This is a genomic window from Pantoea leporis (assembly GCF_028048155.1).
Classification (GTDB): domain Bacteria; phylum Pseudomonadota; class Gammaproteobacteria; order Enterobacterales; family Enterobacteriaceae; genus Pantoea; species Pantoea leporis.
This window is the reverse complement of record NZ_JALMEU010000002.1, coordinates 763128-781437: the sequence shown is the minus strand read 5'-3', so window position 1 is coordinate 781437 and position 18310 is coordinate 763128. Positions and strand designations below refer to the sequence as shown.

Sequence of the window (18310 nt, the reverse complement as noted above, 5' to 3'; positions counted from 1 at the left end):
AGCCTGAGATCTTCATTCTGTGGATGAAAAGGGTCGTTTTCTGATTACAGTGAACATTAACACTGTTTATAGTGAACATTCTACTCTCTATAGTGAATAAACTACTGACTCCAGTGAACACTTTACTCATTATAGTGAACGCGATCACTTTCTGAGCCCTTGTGTGGTGCGGCCTGCGACGATCGGGGATCTCTTAGGATCTCTTTAAGATCTCTATATGATCTTTCTTTAAGATCTATTCACTGTATAACTTAATAACGCCCGGACTGACGCGGCTTTAGACCGGCAAAATGTTTAAAACAGCTCCATTACAATAACATCCCCTTTGATCCCACCAAATCATCAGTTATGTGCGATCAGGATCCTTATTCTTCTTCATAAATGAACAACTTCCTCATTATTATTCATTTTTAAGAAACTTTATCCCCGCGTAAAGTGAACTTCATCGAACAACACATCACTTATGACGAGGTTATATTTCATGACTGACAACGTTATCTCCCGCAACCCTACTACCGGCGACATCCTCGCAAGCTATCCGCTACAGAGCGCAGCCGAGTTGGAAGCCGCATTGCAGCAAAGTGCTGATGCCTATGCAGAGTGGCGCTATACCTCAATGCCACAGCGAGTGAGAGTGCTGCATCAACTGGCAGAACAGATCCGCCAACGTCAGGATGAGCTGGCAACCATGGCCACGCTGGAAATGGGCAAACCTATCGCTCAGGCACGTGCTGAAGTACTGAAATGCGCCAATCTGTGTGACTGGTATGCAGAGAACGGTCCGGCGATCCTTGCCGACAAACCAACATTGGTGGAAAACCAGCAAGCGTGGCAGTCATTTCGCCCGATTGGTGTGATTCTTGCTGTAATGCCATGGAACTTCCCTTACTGGCAGGTTCTGCGCGGCGCAGTCAGCATGTTGCTGGCAGGCAATACCTACGTGCTCAAGCACGCGCCGAGCGTAATGGGATCCGCCAACCTGATGAAGTCACTTTTTGACGCCACCGAACTGCCTAAAGGCGGCTTTACCGTAATCAACGTCGATAACGATGGCGTTTCAGCCGCGATCAAAGATCCGCGTATTGCCGCTGTAGCGGTAACCGGCAGCGTGCGTGCAGGCGGTGCAATTGCAGCGCAAGCCGGTGCGGTACTGAAGAAAACCGTGCTGGAACTGGGCGGCGCTGATCCTTTTATTGTGCTGGCGGATGCAGACCTGGATGCTGCAGTAGCCTCAGCGGTCACAGGACGCTATCAGAACACAGGACAGGTCTGCATGGCAGCCAAGCGCTTCATCATTGAAGAAAGCGTCTCAGAAGCGTTTGAGGCGCGTTTCAGCGCAGCGGTACAGGCATTGAAGATCGGCGATCCTTTGGCAGAAGATACCTACATCGGGCCAATGGCGCGTTACGATCTTCGTGACGAGCTGGATAATCAAGTGCAGCAGACCATCAAGGAAGGCGCACGTCTGGTATTAGGCGGCCATAAAATTGACGGCCCAGGCAATTATTACGCCCCGACGATCCTCGCCGATGTCACGCCAGCCATGACCGCTTTCCAGCAGGAAATCTTTGGCCCGGTCGCAGCAATTAGTGTCGCTCGTGATGCACAACATGCCCTTGAGCTGGCGAACGACAGCGAATTCGGGCTGAGTGCAACAGTGTGGAGCGGCAACGAAGCGCTGGCCAACGAACTGGCGGAAAAACTGGAGACCGGCGCGGTATTTATCAATGGCAATGGTGCGTCAGATCCGCGAGTTGCGATTGGTGGCGTGAAGAAGAGCGGCTATGGTCGTGAACTGTCAAGCTTTGGCGTCCACGAATTCTGCAATATTCAGACGGTATGGAAAAACCGCCGCTAAGCATCACAGGGCGCGTCAGGCGCGTCCTTATTCCCATCCTCCGCCCCCAGATATCTCGCATCTCATACCGTTGCCCATCATTTAAAATGTTGTGGACCAGTTCAAAAAAACCACCAGTGGTATTACAAAGGTATTATATCCGGTGTTAGATTTGCCTCCACCTACACCGGGGAGTCCTTTTAAATGAAAACAACAATCCCAAAACTGTCGTTCATGATGTTTCTTGAGTGGTTTATCTGGGGCGCATGGTTTGTACCGCTCTGGGCATTTCTCAGCAAAAACGGCTTCTCGCCGGTTGAGATAGCCTGGTGCTACGCCTGTACTTCGATAGCCGCCATCCTGTCGCCGATCCTTGTCGGATCGCTGGCCGATCGCTTCTTCCAGGCGCAAAAAGTGTTGTCGCTGCTAACAATCGTCGGATCGATTCTGATGTTCTTCGCAGCTCAGCAAACGCATTTCGGCGGTTTCTTCCCGTTGCTATTGCTGTATGCGCTCACTTACATGCCCACCATCGCCTTAACCAATAGCATCGCGTTTTCGCACGTCGCGGATGTGGAGCGTGATTACCCGCGCATTCGCGTTATGGGCACACTTGGCTGGATCGCGTCTGGCATCGTTTGTGGTTTCCTGCCGCCGCTGCTGGGCTATGGCGATATCTCAGCCAGCAACGTGCCGTTATTGATCACCGCCGCAAGCTCGCTATTACTGGGCATTTTTGCCCTGACGTTGCCCGCCACCGAGCCGAAAAGCACCGGCAAATTCAGCCTGCGCGTCGCGCTTGGTCTGGATGCGCTGCATCTGCTGAAGGATCGCAGCTTCCTCGTGTTCTTCGTCTGCTCCTTCCTGTTCAGCATGCCGCTGGCGTTTTACTACATCTTTGCCGAAGGCTATCTGACGGAAGTCGGCTTGCCGCACGCCACCGGTTGGATGACGCTCGGCCAGGTTTCGGAAATCTTCTTCCTGCTGGCGCTACCGTTCTTCATCAAACGCTTTGGCATCGGCAAAGTGCTGCTGCTGGGATTAACCACCGCCGCACTGCGCTACGTGTTCTTCGTGTTCGGTGGCGATCAAAACATGCTGACTTACGGCTTGCTGTTCATGGGCATTCTGCTGCACGGCGTCAGCTACGATTTCTACTTCATCACCGCTTACATCTACGTTGATAAGAAAGCGCCAGTGGCGATGCGTAATGCTGCGCAAGGGCTGATCACGCTGGCCTGTCAGGGTATCGGCAGCCTGCTGGGTTACCGCCTTGGCGGCTATCTGATGCAGGAAATGTTCGCCTACGACCAACCCCGCGACGGGCAGACTTTCAACTGGGCAGGCATGTGGATGTTTGGCAGCGTGATGATCGTAATGATCACCATCGCCTTTATCGTCCTGTTCCGCGACGGCAAAAAACGCAGCGATGAACTTACCGCTTTCGAAAATTCAGCAACCGCTGACAGCCATAAATAAGAGATTTCACCATGACGATGACAACGCAAGAAAAACGGATTTTAGGCGCGTTTTACGGCCAGGCGCTGGGCGATGCGATGGGCATGCCATCCGAATTATGGCCGCGCTCACGCGTGAAGCAGCACTTTGGCTGGATCGATCGCTTCCTGCCTGGTCCGGCTGAGAACAACGCCGCCTGCTACTTTGGCCGGGCGGCCTTTACCGACGACACTTCGATGGCGCTGGCATTGGCTGATGCGATCGTCACTCACGACGGCGAGATCAACGCCCAAACCATTGGTGCGAATATTTTGCAGTGGGCCGAGTCGTTTGATGCCTTCAACAAGAACGTGCTTGGACCGACCTCAAAAATCGCGCTCAAAGCTATGAAAGCCGGCACACCGGTGTCGCAGCTGGAAAATAACGGCACGACTAACGGCGCAGCGATGCGTGTGTCACCGCTCGGCTGTCTGCTGCCAGCACGCGATTTTTCGGCATTCATCGATGCCGTCGCACTGGCGTCGAGTCCTACGCACAAATCGGATGTCGCGATTTCCGGCGCGACGGTGATTGCGTGGGCTGTTTCACGCGCCATTGACGGTGCCAGCTGGGCAACCATCCGCGATGAACTGCCTGCGATCGCACGCGCGGCGCAGGAAAAGCGTGTCACCACCTTTAGCGCATCAATGGCGGCACGCCTCGAACTGGCGTTAAGCGTGGTCGCGCAGGGCAGGGGCGTGGAATCCACCATGCAGCAGATTTACGATTTGGTGGGCACCGGCACCGGCACCATTGAATCGGTACCGGCGGCGATTGCGATGGTGGAATTGGCCGAGACCGATCCTAATCGCTGCGCGATCCTTTGCGCTAACCTCGGCGGCGATACCGATACCATCGGCGCGATGGCGGTGGCCATTTGCGGCGCGCTGCACGGCATCGACAGCATCGACGTTGCCTTGAAAGCCGAGCTGGATGCCGCTAACGCGCTGGATTTCACTCGTTACAGCGCTGCCTTCACGCGTTTCCGCCAGCAGCGCGAGGCCGCTTATGTTGACGCCTGATGATCTGCAGAGACTTGAAAGCCGTCTGCCAGTGCTTGTGATTGGTGCGGCGGTAGTGGATGTGATTGCTGATGCTTACTCGTTGCCCCATCGTGGCAGCGATATTGAGCTCCACCAGCAGGGCGTCAACGTGGGCGGCTGTGCGCTGAATGTGGCGATTGCGCTGCACCGGCTTGGCATCCCGTCCATCAATGCGCTGCCGCTCGGCAACGGTACCTGGGCCAGCATTGTGCGGCAGAAGCTGACGGAATATGGCATCCACAGCGTGCTGGAAACGGCGAAAGGCGATAACGGCTGGTGTTTGGCGTTAGTGGAACCTGATGGCGAGCGCACCTTTCTGTCAGTGAGCGGTGTGGAAAATCAGTGGGATGCAGCGCTGCTGAACACGTTGCCGCAGCCGGCCAATCGCTGGATCTACCTTTCCGGCTATCAGCTCACCAGCAAAAGCGGTGATGTGCTGATCGCCTGGCTGGAGCAGCAAAGCCAGCCGTATCAGCTGCTGGTGGATTTCGGTCCGCGTCTGGCGGATATCGGTGATGCGCAGTTCGAACGCGTTATGGCGTGCCATCCACTGATTACAGTGAACAGACATGAAGCCGAACTGCTGTGGCATGAACGTTTGAATCAAACAGAACCCATTGATGCGCATCAGTTAATGACGTGCTGGCAGCAGCGATTCGGCGGCGCGATGGTGGTGCGACTTGATAGCGAAGGCGCCGGTTTCGTTAACGCGGAAACACAGGGCTGGATGCCGGCGCTGCCGACAAAAGTGGCCGATACCATCGGCGCAGGCGACAGCCACGCGGGTGGATTACTGGCGGGATTAGCGTCGGGTTGGTCGCTGGCAGAAAGCGTCGCGCTCGGCAACGCGGTGGCATCTTATGTGGTGTCACAGCGCGGCGGTGATTGCGCGCCCGATCGCGCCACGTTAACAGCTTACTGGCAGCAGCGCCTTACTCCGCAATAAACACATACATATCGCTACGACAGTAGCTAATGCTGTACTCCAGCGGATTGCCCTGCGCATCTAACGCCAGCAGCTTGATCACCAAAACAGGCACGTTGTCGGGCAGGGCGATCTGCTGCTGCAGCGCCTCATCAGGCATGCGAGCACTCACTCTGCTTTGCGATTTTACCGGCAGAATTTGTTGCTGGTGGAAATAGTCGTAAAGCGAAATGCCAATCTCATCCGCATTAGCGATATAGCGCGCCGGCACCCAGGATTCTTCCACCGACACCGCTTGCTGATCGACATAACGAATGCGTTTCAGCAGATACACTTCGCTGCCAGTGTTCAGCCCCAATTTCTCAGCGATTTCTGCATCGCAATGGATTTTGCTTTTGTTAATCCACACGGTGTCGGGCTTTTTACCACGCAATACCGCTTGCTGCGACAAGCCTTTCGGCTCTTTCAGTGAGTACTCTAACTGGCTGCAGATTTGCGTACCGTAGCCTCGAGAGCGCAATACCACGCCCTCTTTTTCCAGCGCATCCATGGCTTTACGCACGGTAATGCGCGAAATGTTCAGCGACTGGCTGAAGTCACGCTCACTCGGCAGGATCTCTTCATGCACTAACAAACCATCACGCACCGCATCTTTGATCGCAGTGGCAAAGCGTCTGTACAGCGGCGTGCGGCTGTCATCAGCAAGGGTAGAAGTAAGCCGCGAAAATAGTGAAGTTTGGTCGGTCATAATGTGCGTGTTCACCTAATCCGGTAAGCGGATGAAAGCGTTATGATACTGACTTTTAAGCGGTCGCGAACCATTTTTGGGCTCTTTATCTTAGAGTTAACAAATAGTACAATACTTAAAATTTCCAGACCCGTTAAAGATATGAAATTTATAAAAAAAATTAGAGAATTAAATAGAAAAAGAAATTATTTCAAGAAAAGGTTGAAGTATAAAATTGCTTTGTATAAAGCGACAAAAAAATGGCATCGAGAGCCATCAGTAAAAATTTCACCATCGGAAGTACGTACAGTGCTGATGATTAGAAACGAAGGTAAAATTGGTGATGCAATCGTATCAACCTGCATACTTCGAACAATGCATGAAGCTGGGATAAGTATTGATGTTTTAGCGATTAAAGCAAATGAAATGGTTTTCTCAGATAACCCTTTTATCAGGAAAATTTATTTAACGGAAGAAATGGATTATCAAGACAGGTATAACCATGCGATTCCCGATGACTTAATTAATACATTGAAAGAAAATAACTATGATTTGATGATTGATACGGGTATTTGGGATACAGGGCTATATATGCCGCATATGATACAAGCTATCTCACCCAAAATTTCATTAGGTTTCAATAAAGAAAAGTGGCTATCGCATTACGACGTAAATATTAGGTTCAATCACTATGAACATCATGTAAAAGAAATTTATGCTCGTATTATTAACTACCTTGGCGTCCCAGGTGCTTCGCAGCAAAGGTACGAAGTGTATTATAAGCAATCAATCACAGATGAAGTTAAAGCAATCGATTTTTTTAAAAAAGAGAGTAAAAAAGTTATTATAAACATGTACGCAAGCCACAATGATAGGAATTTAACACCCCAACAAACACAAGAAATAATTAGTGGTGTCTTATCAAAAAATAAAGATGCAGATATTATGGTCCTGGATTATAAAAAAAAATTTATCAATGACTTCTTCCACGGCGCTTACGTTTATCATGTGCCCTCTTTTTATCATGCTATGGCAACGATAAACTTAGCCGATCTGATCATATCACCTGATACGGCAGTTGTACATGTTGCAGCTATGTATGACAAACCGTTGATTGGTATTTATCGCGATATCTCTGATAACAATAAATTATGGTCGCCAGGTTACAGGAATGGTCATCAAATTTTCACATCAACTTTTGTTGTTGGAGAAGATGCATTATTGGTCGATAATGTTTTAAATGCTATTGACAAATTTGACTTAAATTAGAGCAATCAAGCATAGAGTGAGCATCATAAATTCGCAAATTTTTTAGTTTTGTCTTGCACTCTATGCCTGTTATTTCTGTTCAGATTTAAGCGCTAACTTAGCGCTATTCTAGCGCTCATCAAACGGCACGCCACCTTTCGACTTATGATGTTTTGGCGTTTCGATAATGGAAACCGTCACTGAATTAGCATCGATCTCAAACGAATCTGCCACCGCCGCGGTGACGGCTCTCAACAACTTCTTTTTCTGCTCAATCGTGCGACCTTCTGCCGCATACACAACGATTTCTGGCATCTCTGCTGCTCCATAAAGTAAACGTTCGTTTTCAGCATAGCGCAGCAAAAGCACTGCGCGCAGCGTCAATCACCCGTCTTTGCCAGCAATCTGTGTTGAAATGTGTATTGTTATGTTATAACGTAATTAACTCACATAATATGTAGCGGATTAAGTCGGAAATATTAATGAAATCAATGAAAAATTTGCTTATCGCTTCGGCGTTAGGCCTGGCTTCTTACGCCTCAATGGCGGCTGAACATCAGGATAAAACGGTGCGCATTGCGGCACCGTTTGAAATCAAAGGCGCCGATCCCGCACTCTCCGGCGACATTTTGTTGCGGATGGATGTGGTGGAAACGCTGGTGGAAGTGAACGAACGCGCCGAGCCCATTCCGGCGCTGGCGCAAAGCTGGCAGGTATCGGCAGATGGTTTGCAATGGCAATTGAATTTGCGTCCCAACGTGCGCTTCCATGATGGATCGCCATTGGATGCGGCCGCGGTGGTGAAATCACTCAACACCGCGCGCAGCAAAGCGGGTCTGCTGGATAAAACGCCGATCACCGCTATCAGCGGGGAAGGGCAACGCGTCACCATCACCTTGAGCGAACCTTTCACGCCGCTGCTTTCGGTATTAGCAGAGAGCCGTTCCCAGATTCTGGCGTTGGCTAGCTGGGATGCGCAGGGCAACATCACCCGCATCATCGGCAGCGGCCCGTTTATGCTGACGTCATTCCAGCCACCGCAATCGCTGGCAGTAAAACGTTTTGACGATTACTGGGGCAAAAAGCCAGCGATTGCGGCTGCCAGCTATCTCTCTTCCGGGCGCGCCGAAACCCGCGCCTTGCTGGCGGAGAGCGGCGACGCGGATTACGTATTCAACCTGGATGCTGCCAGCCGTCAGCGTTTAGCACGCAAGCCAGCGCTGCAGCTGCCCGCCATTCCGGTGCCGCGCACGCTGATGCTGAAACTGAATGCGGGCGATCCGCTGTTAGCCGAACAGCCGGTGCGTGCAGCGATCAGCATGGCGATTGACCGTAACGCGCTGGCGATGGCGGTATTGCGTTATCCGGGCGCGGCCACTCAGTTATTCCCGCCGAATATGGGTGAATGGCACAACAACGCACTGCAACCATTGCAATTCAATCCGCAGCAGGCGGCACAGCAACTGCAGGCGGCGGGTTGGAAAATGGGTGCAGATGGCGTGTTAGCACGTAACGGCCAGCGCTTTAGTGTGACGCTGCTGACCTTCCCCGATCGTCCCGAACTGCCGCTGATGGCGATGGTTATCCAGCAGCAGCTGCGCAAAGTCGGCATTGAAGTGAAGATCAACTCCACCAACGCCAGCGAAATTCCGGCGCAGCATCACAGCAATCGTCTACAACTGGCGCTGTTTTCCCGCAACTTTGCACTCACGCCTGATCCCACCGGCACGTTACTGCAGGATTATGCGGAAAAGGGCGGCGACTGGGGCGCGATGAACTGGCATCCGACCGGTTTTAGCGCGGCGTTGCACAGCTTAACGCAATCCACTGACTCGGCAGAACGTGCGCAGGCACGTAACCTGATCACTGCCTCGTTACAGCAAGATCTGCCGGTGATCCCGATTGCCTGGTATCAGCAATCGGCCGCGATTAACAGCAAGCTGAAAAACGTCACGCTCGATCCGTTTGAACGCCACTTTGGTCTGCGTCAGATGCAGTGGGAGCAATGATGTTCAAACTACTTGGCTGGCGCGTAGCGCAGGCGGCTTTTGTGGTGTTGGCGGTGGGACTACTCACCTGGTTTTTGGTGCAGTCCTTGCCCGGCGATATGGCATGGCGTATTGCCAGCGGTCGTTATGGCTACGATCGGGTGGATGCCAGTGCGGTGGCGCGGGTGCAGCAGGAGCTAAGTGACTCGCTGCAGCAGGGCAGCGCGTTGCTGCACTGGCTATTCGATCTGATGCAGTTCAACTTTGGTCGCTCGCTGGTCTCCGGCGAACCGGTGATGGATGAACTGCGCTGGCAGCTGAGTCAAACGCTGGCGCTGGCAGGTTCATCGCTTTTCCTGACGATTCTGTTCACTTTGCCGCTGGGTATTTGGGCGGGATGTCACGCCAATGGCAAGCTCGACCGCGCGTTATTCTGGCTGAGCGCGCTGCTGAAATCGGTGCCGCATTTTGCGCTGGGCATGCTGCTGATTGTCCTGCTGGCGCTGCAGCTCGATTGGCTGCCCAGCGCCGGGCATGGCGAGCTACGTCATTTTATGTTGCCATCGTTGACGCTGGCATTGTCGTTAACCGCGGTGGGCGTGCGCGTGGTGCGTGAAGCCACGTATCAGGTTGTCAGCTCGGGCTATTACCGCTGGGGCGCGCAGAAAGGATTAGCGCCCGCAACGCTATTGCGTCGTCATGGATTGCGCAACCTCGCATCGCCGGTATTGACCTGGTTCGGCATGCAGTTTGTCTGGCTGGTGGAAGGTGTGGTGGTGGTAGAAACGCTGTTTGCCTGGCCTGGCATTGGTCACGCGCTGGTGCATGCCATCTTCGCCCGCGATGTGCCGGTGATTCAGGCCAGCGCCATGACGCTCGGACTGCTGTTCGTACTGCTGAATATGCTGGTGGATGCAGGTTGTCATCTGCTTGATCCCAGAGGAGCGCGCGCATGACAATTTCATTTTCGCGTCTTATCGGCCTGCTGCTGTTGTGCTTGCTGCTTGGTTTCGCCTTCCTGCTGCCCCTGATTCATCACGGCGATCCGCTGGAACAGGATCTGCTGCAGATGCTGCACGCGCCGAGCGGCGCCAATCTTCTCGGGTTTGATCATCTTGGTCGCGACATGCTGCCGCGCCTCAGTGCCGCGTTGCGCCTTTCGCTGGGTCTCGCGGCGTTGTGTGTGATGAGCGCGCTGCTGGTGGGCGTGCTGGCTGGCGTATTCAGCGCACTGTATGGCGGCTGGCTGGATCGTCTGCTCAGCATGCTCGGCGATATGTGTCTGGCGCTGCCGGGATTGCTGCTGGTGCTGCTGTTAGCGGCGATTGCGCCGGATTCTCCCGGCATGTTGTGGCTGGGGATTTCGCTGGTGCTGTGGGTGGAGTTCTTCCGCGTCACGCGCGCAACCCTGCGCCCGATTGTGCAGGCACCCGGCATGCAGGCCTCAAAGTTGCTCGGTTTTTCGGCGTTCTACCGTTTCCGCCGACACCTGTGGCCAGCGTTAGCGCCGGTATTAACCACGTTGACTCTGTTCTCGTTCAGCAGCGCCATCATGGCGGTCTCTGCACTTGGCTTTATCAGCGTCGGCGTACGTCCGCCGACGCCAGAGCTGGGTTTGATGATGACCGAACTGCTGCCGTTTGCCTGGGAAGCACCGTGGCTGCTAATGCAGCCGGTAATCGCGCTGTTTCTGCTGTTGATCAGCCTGAATCTGTTAATGAAAAAGGAGCGTAAATGAAAGGATTACAGGTTATCGGCATCAGCGTCACAACCGCCAGCGCTACGCTGGTGGAACCGGTTGATTTCACCCTGCAGCCCGGACAACCGCTGACCTTGCTGGGTGAAACCGGTTCAGGTAAAAGCCTGCTGGCACAAGCGGTCATGGGCATTTTGCCTGACGATTTACAGTCCAGCGGTACGCTAATCATCAACGAACAGCGTTTTACCCTGCCGCAGGATGCCGGATTGTTGCGTGAATTATGGGGCCGCACATTAGCGTCGCTGCCGCAGGAGCCGTGGCTGTCGCTGGATCCCACCATGTCAGTGCTGCAGCAGGTTGCGGAAGGCTATCGTTATGTACGCGGAAAGGCGAAATCCACCAGCGCACTGTCGGCCCAGCGCGATTTACAGCAGCTTGGTTTACAGGACGCGGCGCCGCGTTTTCCGTGGCAACTCTCCGGCGGGATGGCGCAGCGCGCCGCCTTTGCCGCCGCACGGGCAGGTGGCGCGGAGATACTGATTGCCGATGAACCCACCAAAGGGCTGGATGTGGCACGTCGTGATGAAGTAGCCGCTTTGCTGCGCCGGGAAGTGGCCGACGGCGGCACACTGCTCACCATCACTCACGACATCGCGCTGGCACGCCAGTTGGGTGGTGTGGTGATCGTGATGCATAAAGGCAAGGTGATTGAGCAGGGCAGGGCGGAACAGGTGTTACATGAACCGCAGCAGCGCTATACGCGTGAATTACTCGCCGCCGATCCCACCGCCTGGCCTGCACGGCAACAAACCGTTATGGGCAGTAAACCGGTGGTGAGCGCTGAGGGCATCCGCTTGCAGCGCGGCGGTAAATCGCTCGGCGTGCCGCAAGACTTCAGGCTGCACGCCGGGGAAATCGTTGGATTACACGGTGCCAGCGGCAGCGGTAAAAGTAGCTTTGGCGATGTGCTGCTCGGCCTGCTAACCCCGCAGCATGGCAAGGTGACGCGGCATGCGGCGGTCGATGGGCTGAAATACCAGAAGATTTATCAGGATCCGTCTGCGCTGTTCCCACCGACCCGCACGCTGGCGCAAAGCCTGGACGATGTGTTGCGCCGTCATCGCATCGCCTCCACGCGGCGGGATGCGCTGATGGAGCAATTGGCGCTGACGCCGGAACTGCTGACGCGTCGTCCCGATTCACTGTCGGGCGGCGAGCTGCAGCGCTTCTCGCTGTTACGCGTGATGCTGCTGGATCCGGTATTTCTGTTTGCCGATGAACCTACATCGCGTCTGGATCCGCTGGTGCAGCAGCAAACCATCCAGCTCATCACCTCGCTGGCGCGCGAGCAACAGTGCGCGGTGTTACTGGTGAGCCACGATCGCGATCTGCTGGAAAAGGGCACGCATCGTATGATCGCGATGGAGGCGGTCGCTTAACGTTCTGGCGGCTGGCTGTCGCCGTGACCGAGTGAACGCTGCATCACTACGGTATCCAGCCAGCGGCCATGTTTGAATCCCACCGATTTCATTACACCGGTGTGCTCAAAACCGAGCGCCCGGTGTAATCCCAGCGATCCGGCATTCGCGCTATCGCCAACAATCGCGATAATTTGGCGAAATCCCGCCGCTTCTGCCAGCGCAATGGCTTTTTGCAACATTGCGCGACCAATGCCTCTGCCGGTTTGCTGCTGATCGAGGTAAATCGAATCCTCCAGCGTAAAGCGATAGGCATAGCGCGGGCGATACGGCGCCAGATAGCAGTAACCCAACACCTGATCATCCTCCTGCGCCACCAGCCAAAAACCGCCGCGCTGCTGCACATCCTGCACGCGATTCTGCATTTCGCTCGCCGAAGGTGGTTCAGTTTCAAAGGTCGCGGTGCCGTGCAGCACATGCCAGGCGTAGATTTTCTGAATGGCAGCGGCGTGATGAGGTCGGGCGGGAATAATGTCCATATGTTCCTGATTCTTAGCGGCGAAAACCACAGCATGCCACCGCGCCGCACGCGAATCATCGGATTTAATAATAGGAAATTCTGATGGTCACTCTGCAATTCCATAGTGGCGCCATTTATGGCGACCTGACCCACCGACACTCAATTCTGCTCCGACAACTGCACCGCCATGGTATCCGCCTCTAAGGCTTCGAACACATGCGGTTCGTCAGCGGGATAGCAAATGTAGTCGCCGGGATGCAGTTCGACCGGCGCATCGCGCGGCCCAACCAGCGCCCGGCCACGCGCGATTATCACATGCTCCACCGAGCCCGGCGGATGCGGTTTTGAATCGCGCGGCGCGCCCGGTTGGCTGGTGATCAGATAGAGATCGCGGCGTCCGCCGGGCGGGCAACTTGCCAGCAAAGCTGCCTGATAATCCGCCATCTCCGCCGAGACGATCATGCCTTCGCCACGGCGAATTACCTGCAATCGCTTCACTTCCGGCTCCATCAAACGCGCGAAAGGAATGTTCAGCGCCACACACAGCGCCCACAACGTTTCAAGGCTGGGATTGCCATTGCCCGCTTCGAGTTGCGACAGCGTAGATTTGGCGATGCCGGCGCGACGCGCCACCTCTGTCAGTGAAAGCCCCGCGCGCTGACGTTCGCGCAGTAATCCGACAGCAATAATATCAATTGGCGTGGTCAAACCCTCTCCTGTTCTTTATATCGAACGATTTGTTCGTCTTGTAAAACGATTCTGGCGCGTTCATTATAACGGCTTTCCTGTTCGATATGAGATCAAATTGTGATGCGTCTGGGTGTAGTACCGCTTGATCGCGGAGTAATAAAAGCCATTTTCCTGGTTTGTCTTGCCGACGGCATTGTCGGGCTCTCTTACGGTTCGCTGGCGGCAGCGGAAGGGTTTCCGCTGTGGGTGCCGATTGCACTATCAACGCTGGTGCTGGCGGGCGCGTCGGAATTCCTGTTTATCGGCATCGTGGCTGGCGGCGGCAGTCCGTTAACGGCGGCGGCGGCGGGTTTGCTGGTCAACGCGCGTCATCTGCCGTTTGGCATTGCGGTGAAAGATCTGGTTGGTAAAGGCAGCCGCAGTTTGTTGGGATGCCACATCATGAATGATGAAAGCGTGGTGTTTGGTATTTCCCAGCCAAAACTGGCGCAACGTCGTGCCGCGTACTGGATTTGCGGATTAGGTATTTTCACCATCTGGCCGCTGTCGGTCATTGGCGGTGCGGTGATCGGGCGCTTTATTCCCGACGTATCGGCCATTGGTCTGGATGCGGTGTTCCCAGCGATCCTGATTGCCCTGATATTCCCGGCGCTGCGTCAGCGTCGTACGCTGATCCCCGCTACGCTCGGCACCACGCTGTCTGTGCTGGCGACACCGTTTGTGCCAGCGGGCATGCCGGTGCTGTTTTCACTGCTGGGATTACTGAGCTGGCGGGAGCGTAAAAATGCAAAATAATCTGATCATTGGCGGCATCGCGCTGCTGGCGGTAGGCACTTATGCGATTCGTTTCGCCGGTTATCGTCTGGGCAGCCGCATGCAGATGTCGGATCGCGCACGCAATATGCTATCCGATGCTGCCACCGTTTTGCTGCTGGCGGTGGCCGTTACCACCGCGCTGTTTGAAGGCACGCATTTTGCCGGCGTGGCGCGCATCGCCGGCGTGCTGTTTGCGGTGTTTTTGGCCTGGCGGCGCACACCGCTAATCCTGGTGATTATCGGTGCCGCACTAATGACCGCGTTGCTACGTTACTTCGGCGTGCCCTGATCGCGCCAGGTTTGCGCGCGTAATTCATATACCAAACTGGCGGGCGCGCCCGGGACATCGTGAACCTGGCCGTAACAGCGCAGTCCCGCCTTTTCCAGTACCTGCTGTGATGCTATATGATCCTGACGCACCGCCGCATCAATAACCGGAAGCTGGCATTCATCGAAGCCATAAGCGATAACCCTTCGTGCAAACTCCGTGGCGAAACCTTTTCCCCACGCCTCTTTCGCCAGACGATAGCCAAGATTGTTTACCGGCTTGCCAGCAAACTCGCGCACCGATAAACCACCAAATCCGATAACCTCATCCGGCTGTTCCCGCAGGCAAATTGCCCAGTTACCAAAGGGAAAGGATTGCCAGTGCGCCAGCCAGCGATTTAACACCTCCTCTGCAAAGGCTAAATCGGGAAACGGACCCGCCGGATTGAACATATTGGTAGCGGGATCGCCATAGATGGCAAACAGGCGCTGAACATCGGTGGGTTCAACCGGACGAAGAAACAAACGTGATGAAGTGAGTTGCATTGTCGTAACCTTTTGTAGCCGAGATCGGCGTTATCTTCCTGATGAGTTTTGTTACTGTGATACTCCACGGATTACTAGCATAGAGGAAAACGTATGAAACCGCGTTTAGCCCGCTGTGATGAAACGGCCACGTTGTGGCGCATCCGCAACCTTGCCATTCGCCACGGTTGCCGGGGCGTTTATCCCGCTGATGTTATCAGTGCATGGACACCCGATGCGTTACCGTCCGGCTATTTCGAGGCGGTCAGAAGCCATCCGTTTTATGTTGTTGAGGATGCTGAATATGGCGTGGCCGCGACCGGATTTCTTGACTTGCACAACGGCAGCGTTGAAGCGATCTTCACGCTGCCCGCCTGCAACGGCAAAGGTTATGCCAGCGCCATCATGCAGGTAATCATCGATGAAGCGCGTCAGCGGGGTTTTGATAAACTGACACTCGCCGCCACGCCCAACGCGAGCGGCTTTTATCTGCGTCACGGTTTTCGTGTGGTGCGTGAGACGCTTTATCCCTCGGCGCTGGCACAAGCCGATCTTCCCTGCGTCGAAATGGTACGCGAGCTTTAAGGCTAAAATGAAAAAAAGTGAAAACAACAAGGACGGCGCGAATATGGTCATTAATTGCGTAGCGTATCGCCACGGTAAGCGTGAAGAGCATGTCGACATCGCTGATATTAGTGAAGTATTAAAAGAAGAGAAATCCTTTGTCTGGATGGGTTTGTACCAACCCGAACCGGCCTTTATGCAGACGCTGCAGCAGGAGTTCAGCCTGCACGAACTGGCAATTGAAGATGCGCTGGTAGCGCATCAGCGACCAAAGATTGAGCAGTACGGCGATTCGGTATTTATTGTGGTAAAAACCGCGCACATGGACGATATGCAGCGCATCACCTTCGGCGAAACCCACTTCTTCCTTGGCAAAAACTTCCTGATCACCGTGCGTCACGGTTCATCGGAAGGTTATGCCGACATCCGCACCAAAGCCGAAAAGAACCACGCATTACTGTGTGAAGGTCCGGGTTATGCGCTCTATTGCATCCTCGATTTCATCGTCGATAACTACAGCAAAATCACCGAATCACTTAACGATCGCATTGGCGGGCTGGAACAGGGCATGTTTACTACGCGTTTTGACAGCGACGCGTTGCAAAACGTCTATCATCTGCGCCGTGAACTGCTGGCGCTACGCAATGCGGCGCTGCCGGTGACGGAAATCTGCCAGCAGCTGGTGCGCTTCCACGAAGATATCATCCCGAAAAATCTGCGCGCCTATCTGCGTGACGTACAGGACCACGCGCATCACGTGATGATCGATGCGGAAGACATGCGCGAAATGCTCACCAGCGCGATGCAAGTGAATCTGGCGCTGGTGTCGGTGCAGCAAAGCGAAGTAAACAAAAAGCTCGCCGGTTGGGGGGCGATCCTGATTGTACCCACCATCATTTTCAGTATGTACGGCATGAACTTCCCCGATATGCCGGAGTTGCACACGCACTTTGGCTATCCCGCCGTGGTGGGCATTACTGTTGTTATCTGCTGCGTGATGTGGTGGCGGCTGAAAAAGGCCGGTTGGCTTTAACCGCTGAATGCCTGCATTTTTTACAACTTCCTGCGATCTGGAGCGAAAGATGTCCTTTAATATTGGTCTGCTGCTGTTCCCCAACCTCACGCAGCTCGATCTCACCGGTCCGTGGGAAGTGTTTGCCCGCATGCCCAACGCTAACAATTATCTGATTTGGAAAGATCGCCAGCCGGTGATGTCGGATCGCGGTCTGGCGATCGTACCCACCGTGACCTTTACCGATTGCCCGCAACTCGACTTGATCTGCATTCCCGGCGGTCCCGGACAAATTGCGCTGATGGACGATGACGAAACGCTGGATTTTGTCCGTCGTATGGCGGAGAACGCAAAGTGGATAACTTCAGTGTGTACCGGTTCGCTGGTGTTAGGTGCTGCGGGATTGTTGCAGGGATATCGCGCGACGTCGCATTGGGGTTCGCTTGATCAACTGAGCTTGCTCGGTGCCACGCCGGTAGCCGAACGCGTTGTGCGCGATCGCAACCGCATCACTGGCGCGGGCGTCACCTCGGGCATTGATTTTGCGTTAACCGTAGCGGAAGAGCTGCTTGGACGTGAAATCGCAGAAAATATCCAGCTGCAGATGGAGTACGATCCGGCGCCGCCATTCCATTCAGGTTCACCGCGCAGCGCCTCGCCGCAACGTTTGGCCGAGGCAAAAAGCCAGATGCAGGATTTTATTGCTCGCCGACGTGCGGCGACAGAAAGTGCCGCTGCACGGCTCAAGCGCGAGGAGTGAAAGCTGGCGATTTCAGCCTGAAATCGCCACAGTTGTTACTGCTTAATGTGCGCTGGCAGTAGGGCGCACGGTGATTTCACTGGTATCCACTTCGCCAGGTTGATCGATGGCCCAACTCACCGCGTTGGCAATCGCTGCTGGCTGGAGCGCGATCTGGCGATAGCTTTTCATCGCTTCACGCGCGGTGCTATCGGTGATGCTATCCGCCAGTTCAGATTCGACTACGCCGGGATTGATCACCGTAACCCGCAGATGTTGCGACTCCTGACGCAGGCCATCGGAAATCGCGCGTACGGCGAATTTAGTGGCGCAGTAAACGGCGGCGGTCGGCGAAACGGTTAGCGCGCCAACCGAGGCGATATTAATAATGTGACCAAACTGCTGCGCCTGCATGGTCGGCAGCACCGCCGCAATGCCATACAGCACGCCGCGAACATTGACGTCGAGCATCAAGTCCCATTCATCGACTTTCATTGAACTCATGGGTGATAGCGGCATGACGCCGGCATTGTTGATCATCACATCAATACGGCCATATTTTTCCCGTGCAAAATCGGCCAGCTGCTGGATATCAGCGCGTTGGGTGACGTCGGTAGCGAGATAATCCACGTTCGCGCCGCCAAAGCGCAGCTCTTCACTTAACGCTTGCAGACGATCGGTGCGGCGCGCGCCAAGCACCAGTTGATGGCCTTGCTGCGCCAGATGACGTGCAATGCCTTCGCCTATGCCGCTGCTGGCACCTGTCAAAATAATCACTTTCTTCGCTGTGTTCAT

The 18310-nt window shown here is 54.5% G+C and carries 20 protein-coding genes; 14 read left to right on the top strand and 6 right to left on the bottom strand.

From position 1 onward, the window contains the following. Positions 1-481: 481 nt before the first annotated feature. The 4 genes from MWH02_RS10885 to MWH02_RS10870 all read left to right on the top strand — a co-directional run bounded on the left by MWH02_RS10885 (position 482) and on the right by MWH02_RS10870 (position 5323). A complete protein-coding gene (locus MWH02_RS10885) occupies positions 482-1858 on the top strand; it encodes an aldehyde dehydrogenase family protein (protein ID WP_271460612.1) in 1377 nt (458 codons plus the stop codon). Between the two features lie 183 nt (positions 1859-2041). Then, the gene (locus MWH02_RS10880) at positions 2042-3316 is read left to right on the top strand and encodes a nucleoside permease (protein ID WP_271460611.1); all 1275 of its coding nucleotides are present in this window, start codon (positions 2042-2044) and stop codon (positions 3314-3316) included. A gap of 17 nt (positions 3317-3333) precedes the next feature. After that, entirely contained in the window at positions 3334-4356 is a 1023-nt protein-coding gene (locus MWH02_RS10875) for an ADP-ribosylglycohydrolase family protein (RefSeq protein ID WP_271460633.1), read from the top strand. Further along, a complete protein-coding gene (locus tag MWH02_RS10870; protein ID WP_271460610.1) occupies positions 4343-5323 on the top strand; it encodes a PfkB family carbohydrate kinase in 981 nt (326 codons plus the stop codon). The genes MWH02_RS10875 and MWH02_RS10870 overlap by 14 nt, the downstream gene beginning before the upstream one ends. Here MWH02_RS10870 and MWH02_RS10865 read toward each other — a convergent pair. Then, positions 5310-6050 carry a GntR family transcriptional regulator gene (locus MWH02_RS10865; protein ID WP_271460609.1) on the bottom strand — a complete coding sequence of 247 codons (741 nt, stop codon included), beginning with the start codon at positions 6048-6050 and terminating at the stop codon, positions 5310-5312. The two genes, MWH02_RS10870 and MWH02_RS10865, sit on opposite strands and share 14 nt — an antisense overlap. A gap of 42 nt (positions 6051-6092) precedes the next feature. Between MWH02_RS10865 and MWH02_RS10860 the strand changes: the two genes are divergently transcribed. Beyond that, the gene (locus MWH02_RS10860) at positions 6093-7298 is read left to right on the top strand and encodes a glycosyltransferase family 9 protein (protein WP_271460608.1); all 1206 of its coding nucleotides are present in this window, start codon (positions 6093-6095) and stop codon (positions 7296-7298) included. Between the two features lie 108 nt (positions 7299-7406). On the opposite strand, the gene MWH02_RS10855 is transcribed toward MWH02_RS10860, so the two are convergent. Then, entirely contained in the window at positions 7407-7661 is a 255-nt protein-coding gene (locus MWH02_RS10855) for a tautomerase family protein (RefSeq protein ID WP_225608259.1), read from the bottom strand. Between the two features lie 98 nt (positions 7662-7759). Here MWH02_RS10855 and MWH02_RS10850 point away from each other — a divergent pair, with 98 nt between their 5' ends. From MWH02_RS10850 to MWH02_RS10835, 4 genes are read left to right on the top strand one after another with little or no spacing between them, the layout of a single operon-like run. Further along, entirely contained in the window at positions 7760-9286 is a 1527-nt protein-coding gene (locus MWH02_RS10850; RefSeq protein WP_350262244.1) for an ABC transporter substrate-binding protein, read from the top strand. Next, positions 9286-10221, top strand: coding sequence for an ABC transporter permease (locus MWH02_RS10845; protein WP_271460606.1), 936 nt, complete (start codon positions 9286-9288; stop codon positions 10219-10221). The genes MWH02_RS10850 and MWH02_RS10845 overlap by 1 nt, the downstream gene beginning before the upstream one ends. Further along, on the top strand, positions 10218-11003 hold the full coding sequence (locus MWH02_RS10840) for an ABC transporter permease (protein ID WP_271460605.1): 786 nt from the start codon (positions 10218-10220) through the stop codon (positions 11001-11003). Before MWH02_RS10845 ends, MWH02_RS10840 begins: the two co-directional genes overlap by 4 nt. Beyond that, positions 11000-12403, top strand: coding sequence for an ABC transporter ATP-binding protein (locus tag MWH02_RS10835; protein WP_271460604.1), 1404 nt, complete (start codon positions 11000-11002; stop codon positions 12401-12403). Before MWH02_RS10840 ends, MWH02_RS10835 begins: the two co-directional genes overlap by 4 nt. On the opposite strand, the gene MWH02_RS10830 is transcribed toward MWH02_RS10835, so the two are convergent. Next, on the bottom strand, positions 12400-12921 hold the full coding sequence (locus MWH02_RS10830) for a GNAT family N-acetyltransferase (protein WP_271460603.1): 522 nt from the start codon (positions 12919-12921) through the stop codon (positions 12400-12402). The two genes, MWH02_RS10835 and MWH02_RS10830, sit on opposite strands and share 4 nt — an antisense overlap. 140 nt (positions 12922-13061) lie before the next feature. Further along, entirely contained in the window at positions 13062-13610 is a 549-nt protein-coding gene (locus MWH02_RS10825) for a helix-turn-helix domain-containing protein (protein ID WP_271460602.1), read from the bottom strand. A 102-nt stretch (positions 13611-13712) separates the two neighbouring features. Between MWH02_RS10825 and MWH02_RS10820 the strand changes: the two genes are divergently transcribed. Both MWH02_RS10820 and MWH02_RS10815 read left to right on the top strand, forming a co-directional pair. Then, on the top strand, positions 13713-14387 hold the full coding sequence (locus tag MWH02_RS10820; protein ID WP_271460632.1) for an AzlC family ABC transporter permease: 675 nt from the start codon (positions 13713-13715) through the stop codon (positions 14385-14387). Then, entirely contained in the window at positions 14377-14697 is a 321-nt protein-coding gene (locus tag MWH02_RS10815; RefSeq protein WP_008109204.1) for an AzlD domain-containing protein, read from the top strand. The genes MWH02_RS10820 and MWH02_RS10815 overlap by 11 nt, the downstream gene beginning before the upstream one ends. On the opposite strand, the gene MWH02_RS10810 is transcribed toward MWH02_RS10815, so the two are convergent. Then, the gene (locus tag MWH02_RS10810; protein WP_101761150.1) at positions 14679-15221 is read right to left on the bottom strand and encodes a GNAT family N-acetyltransferase; all 543 of its coding nucleotides are present in this window, start codon (positions 15219-15221) and stop codon (positions 14679-14681) included. The two genes, MWH02_RS10815 and MWH02_RS10810, sit on opposite strands and share 19 nt — an antisense overlap. A gap of 93 nt (positions 15222-15314) precedes the next feature. Between MWH02_RS10810 and MWH02_RS10805 the strand changes: the two genes are divergently transcribed. The 3 genes from MWH02_RS10805 to MWH02_RS10795 are packed head-to-tail and all read left to right on the top strand — an operon-like array spanning position 15315 to position 17536. Next, on the top strand, positions 15315-15785 hold the full coding sequence (locus MWH02_RS10805; protein ID WP_101761149.1) for a GNAT family N-acetyltransferase: 471 nt from the start codon (positions 15315-15317) through the stop codon (positions 15783-15785). A gap of 43 nt (positions 15786-15828) precedes the next feature. Beyond that, the gene (corA, locus tag MWH02_RS10800) at positions 15829-16797 is read left to right on the top strand and encodes a magnesium/cobalt transporter CorA (RefSeq protein WP_217548511.1); all 969 of its coding nucleotides are present in this window, start codon (positions 15829-15831) and stop codon (positions 16795-16797) included. A gap of 49 nt (positions 16798-16846) precedes the next feature. Then, the gene (locus tag MWH02_RS10795; protein WP_217547720.1) at positions 16847-17536 is read left to right on the top strand and encodes a DJ-1/PfpI family protein; all 690 of its coding nucleotides are present in this window, start codon (positions 16847-16849) and stop codon (positions 17534-17536) included. A 42-nt stretch (positions 17537-17578) separates the two neighbouring features. Here the strand turns inward: MWH02_RS10795 and MWH02_RS10790 are convergent, their stop codons facing one another. Next, positions 17579-18310, bottom strand: coding sequence for an SDR family oxidoreductase (locus MWH02_RS10790; RefSeq protein WP_222234183.1), 732 nt, complete (start codon positions 18308-18310; stop codon positions 17579-17581).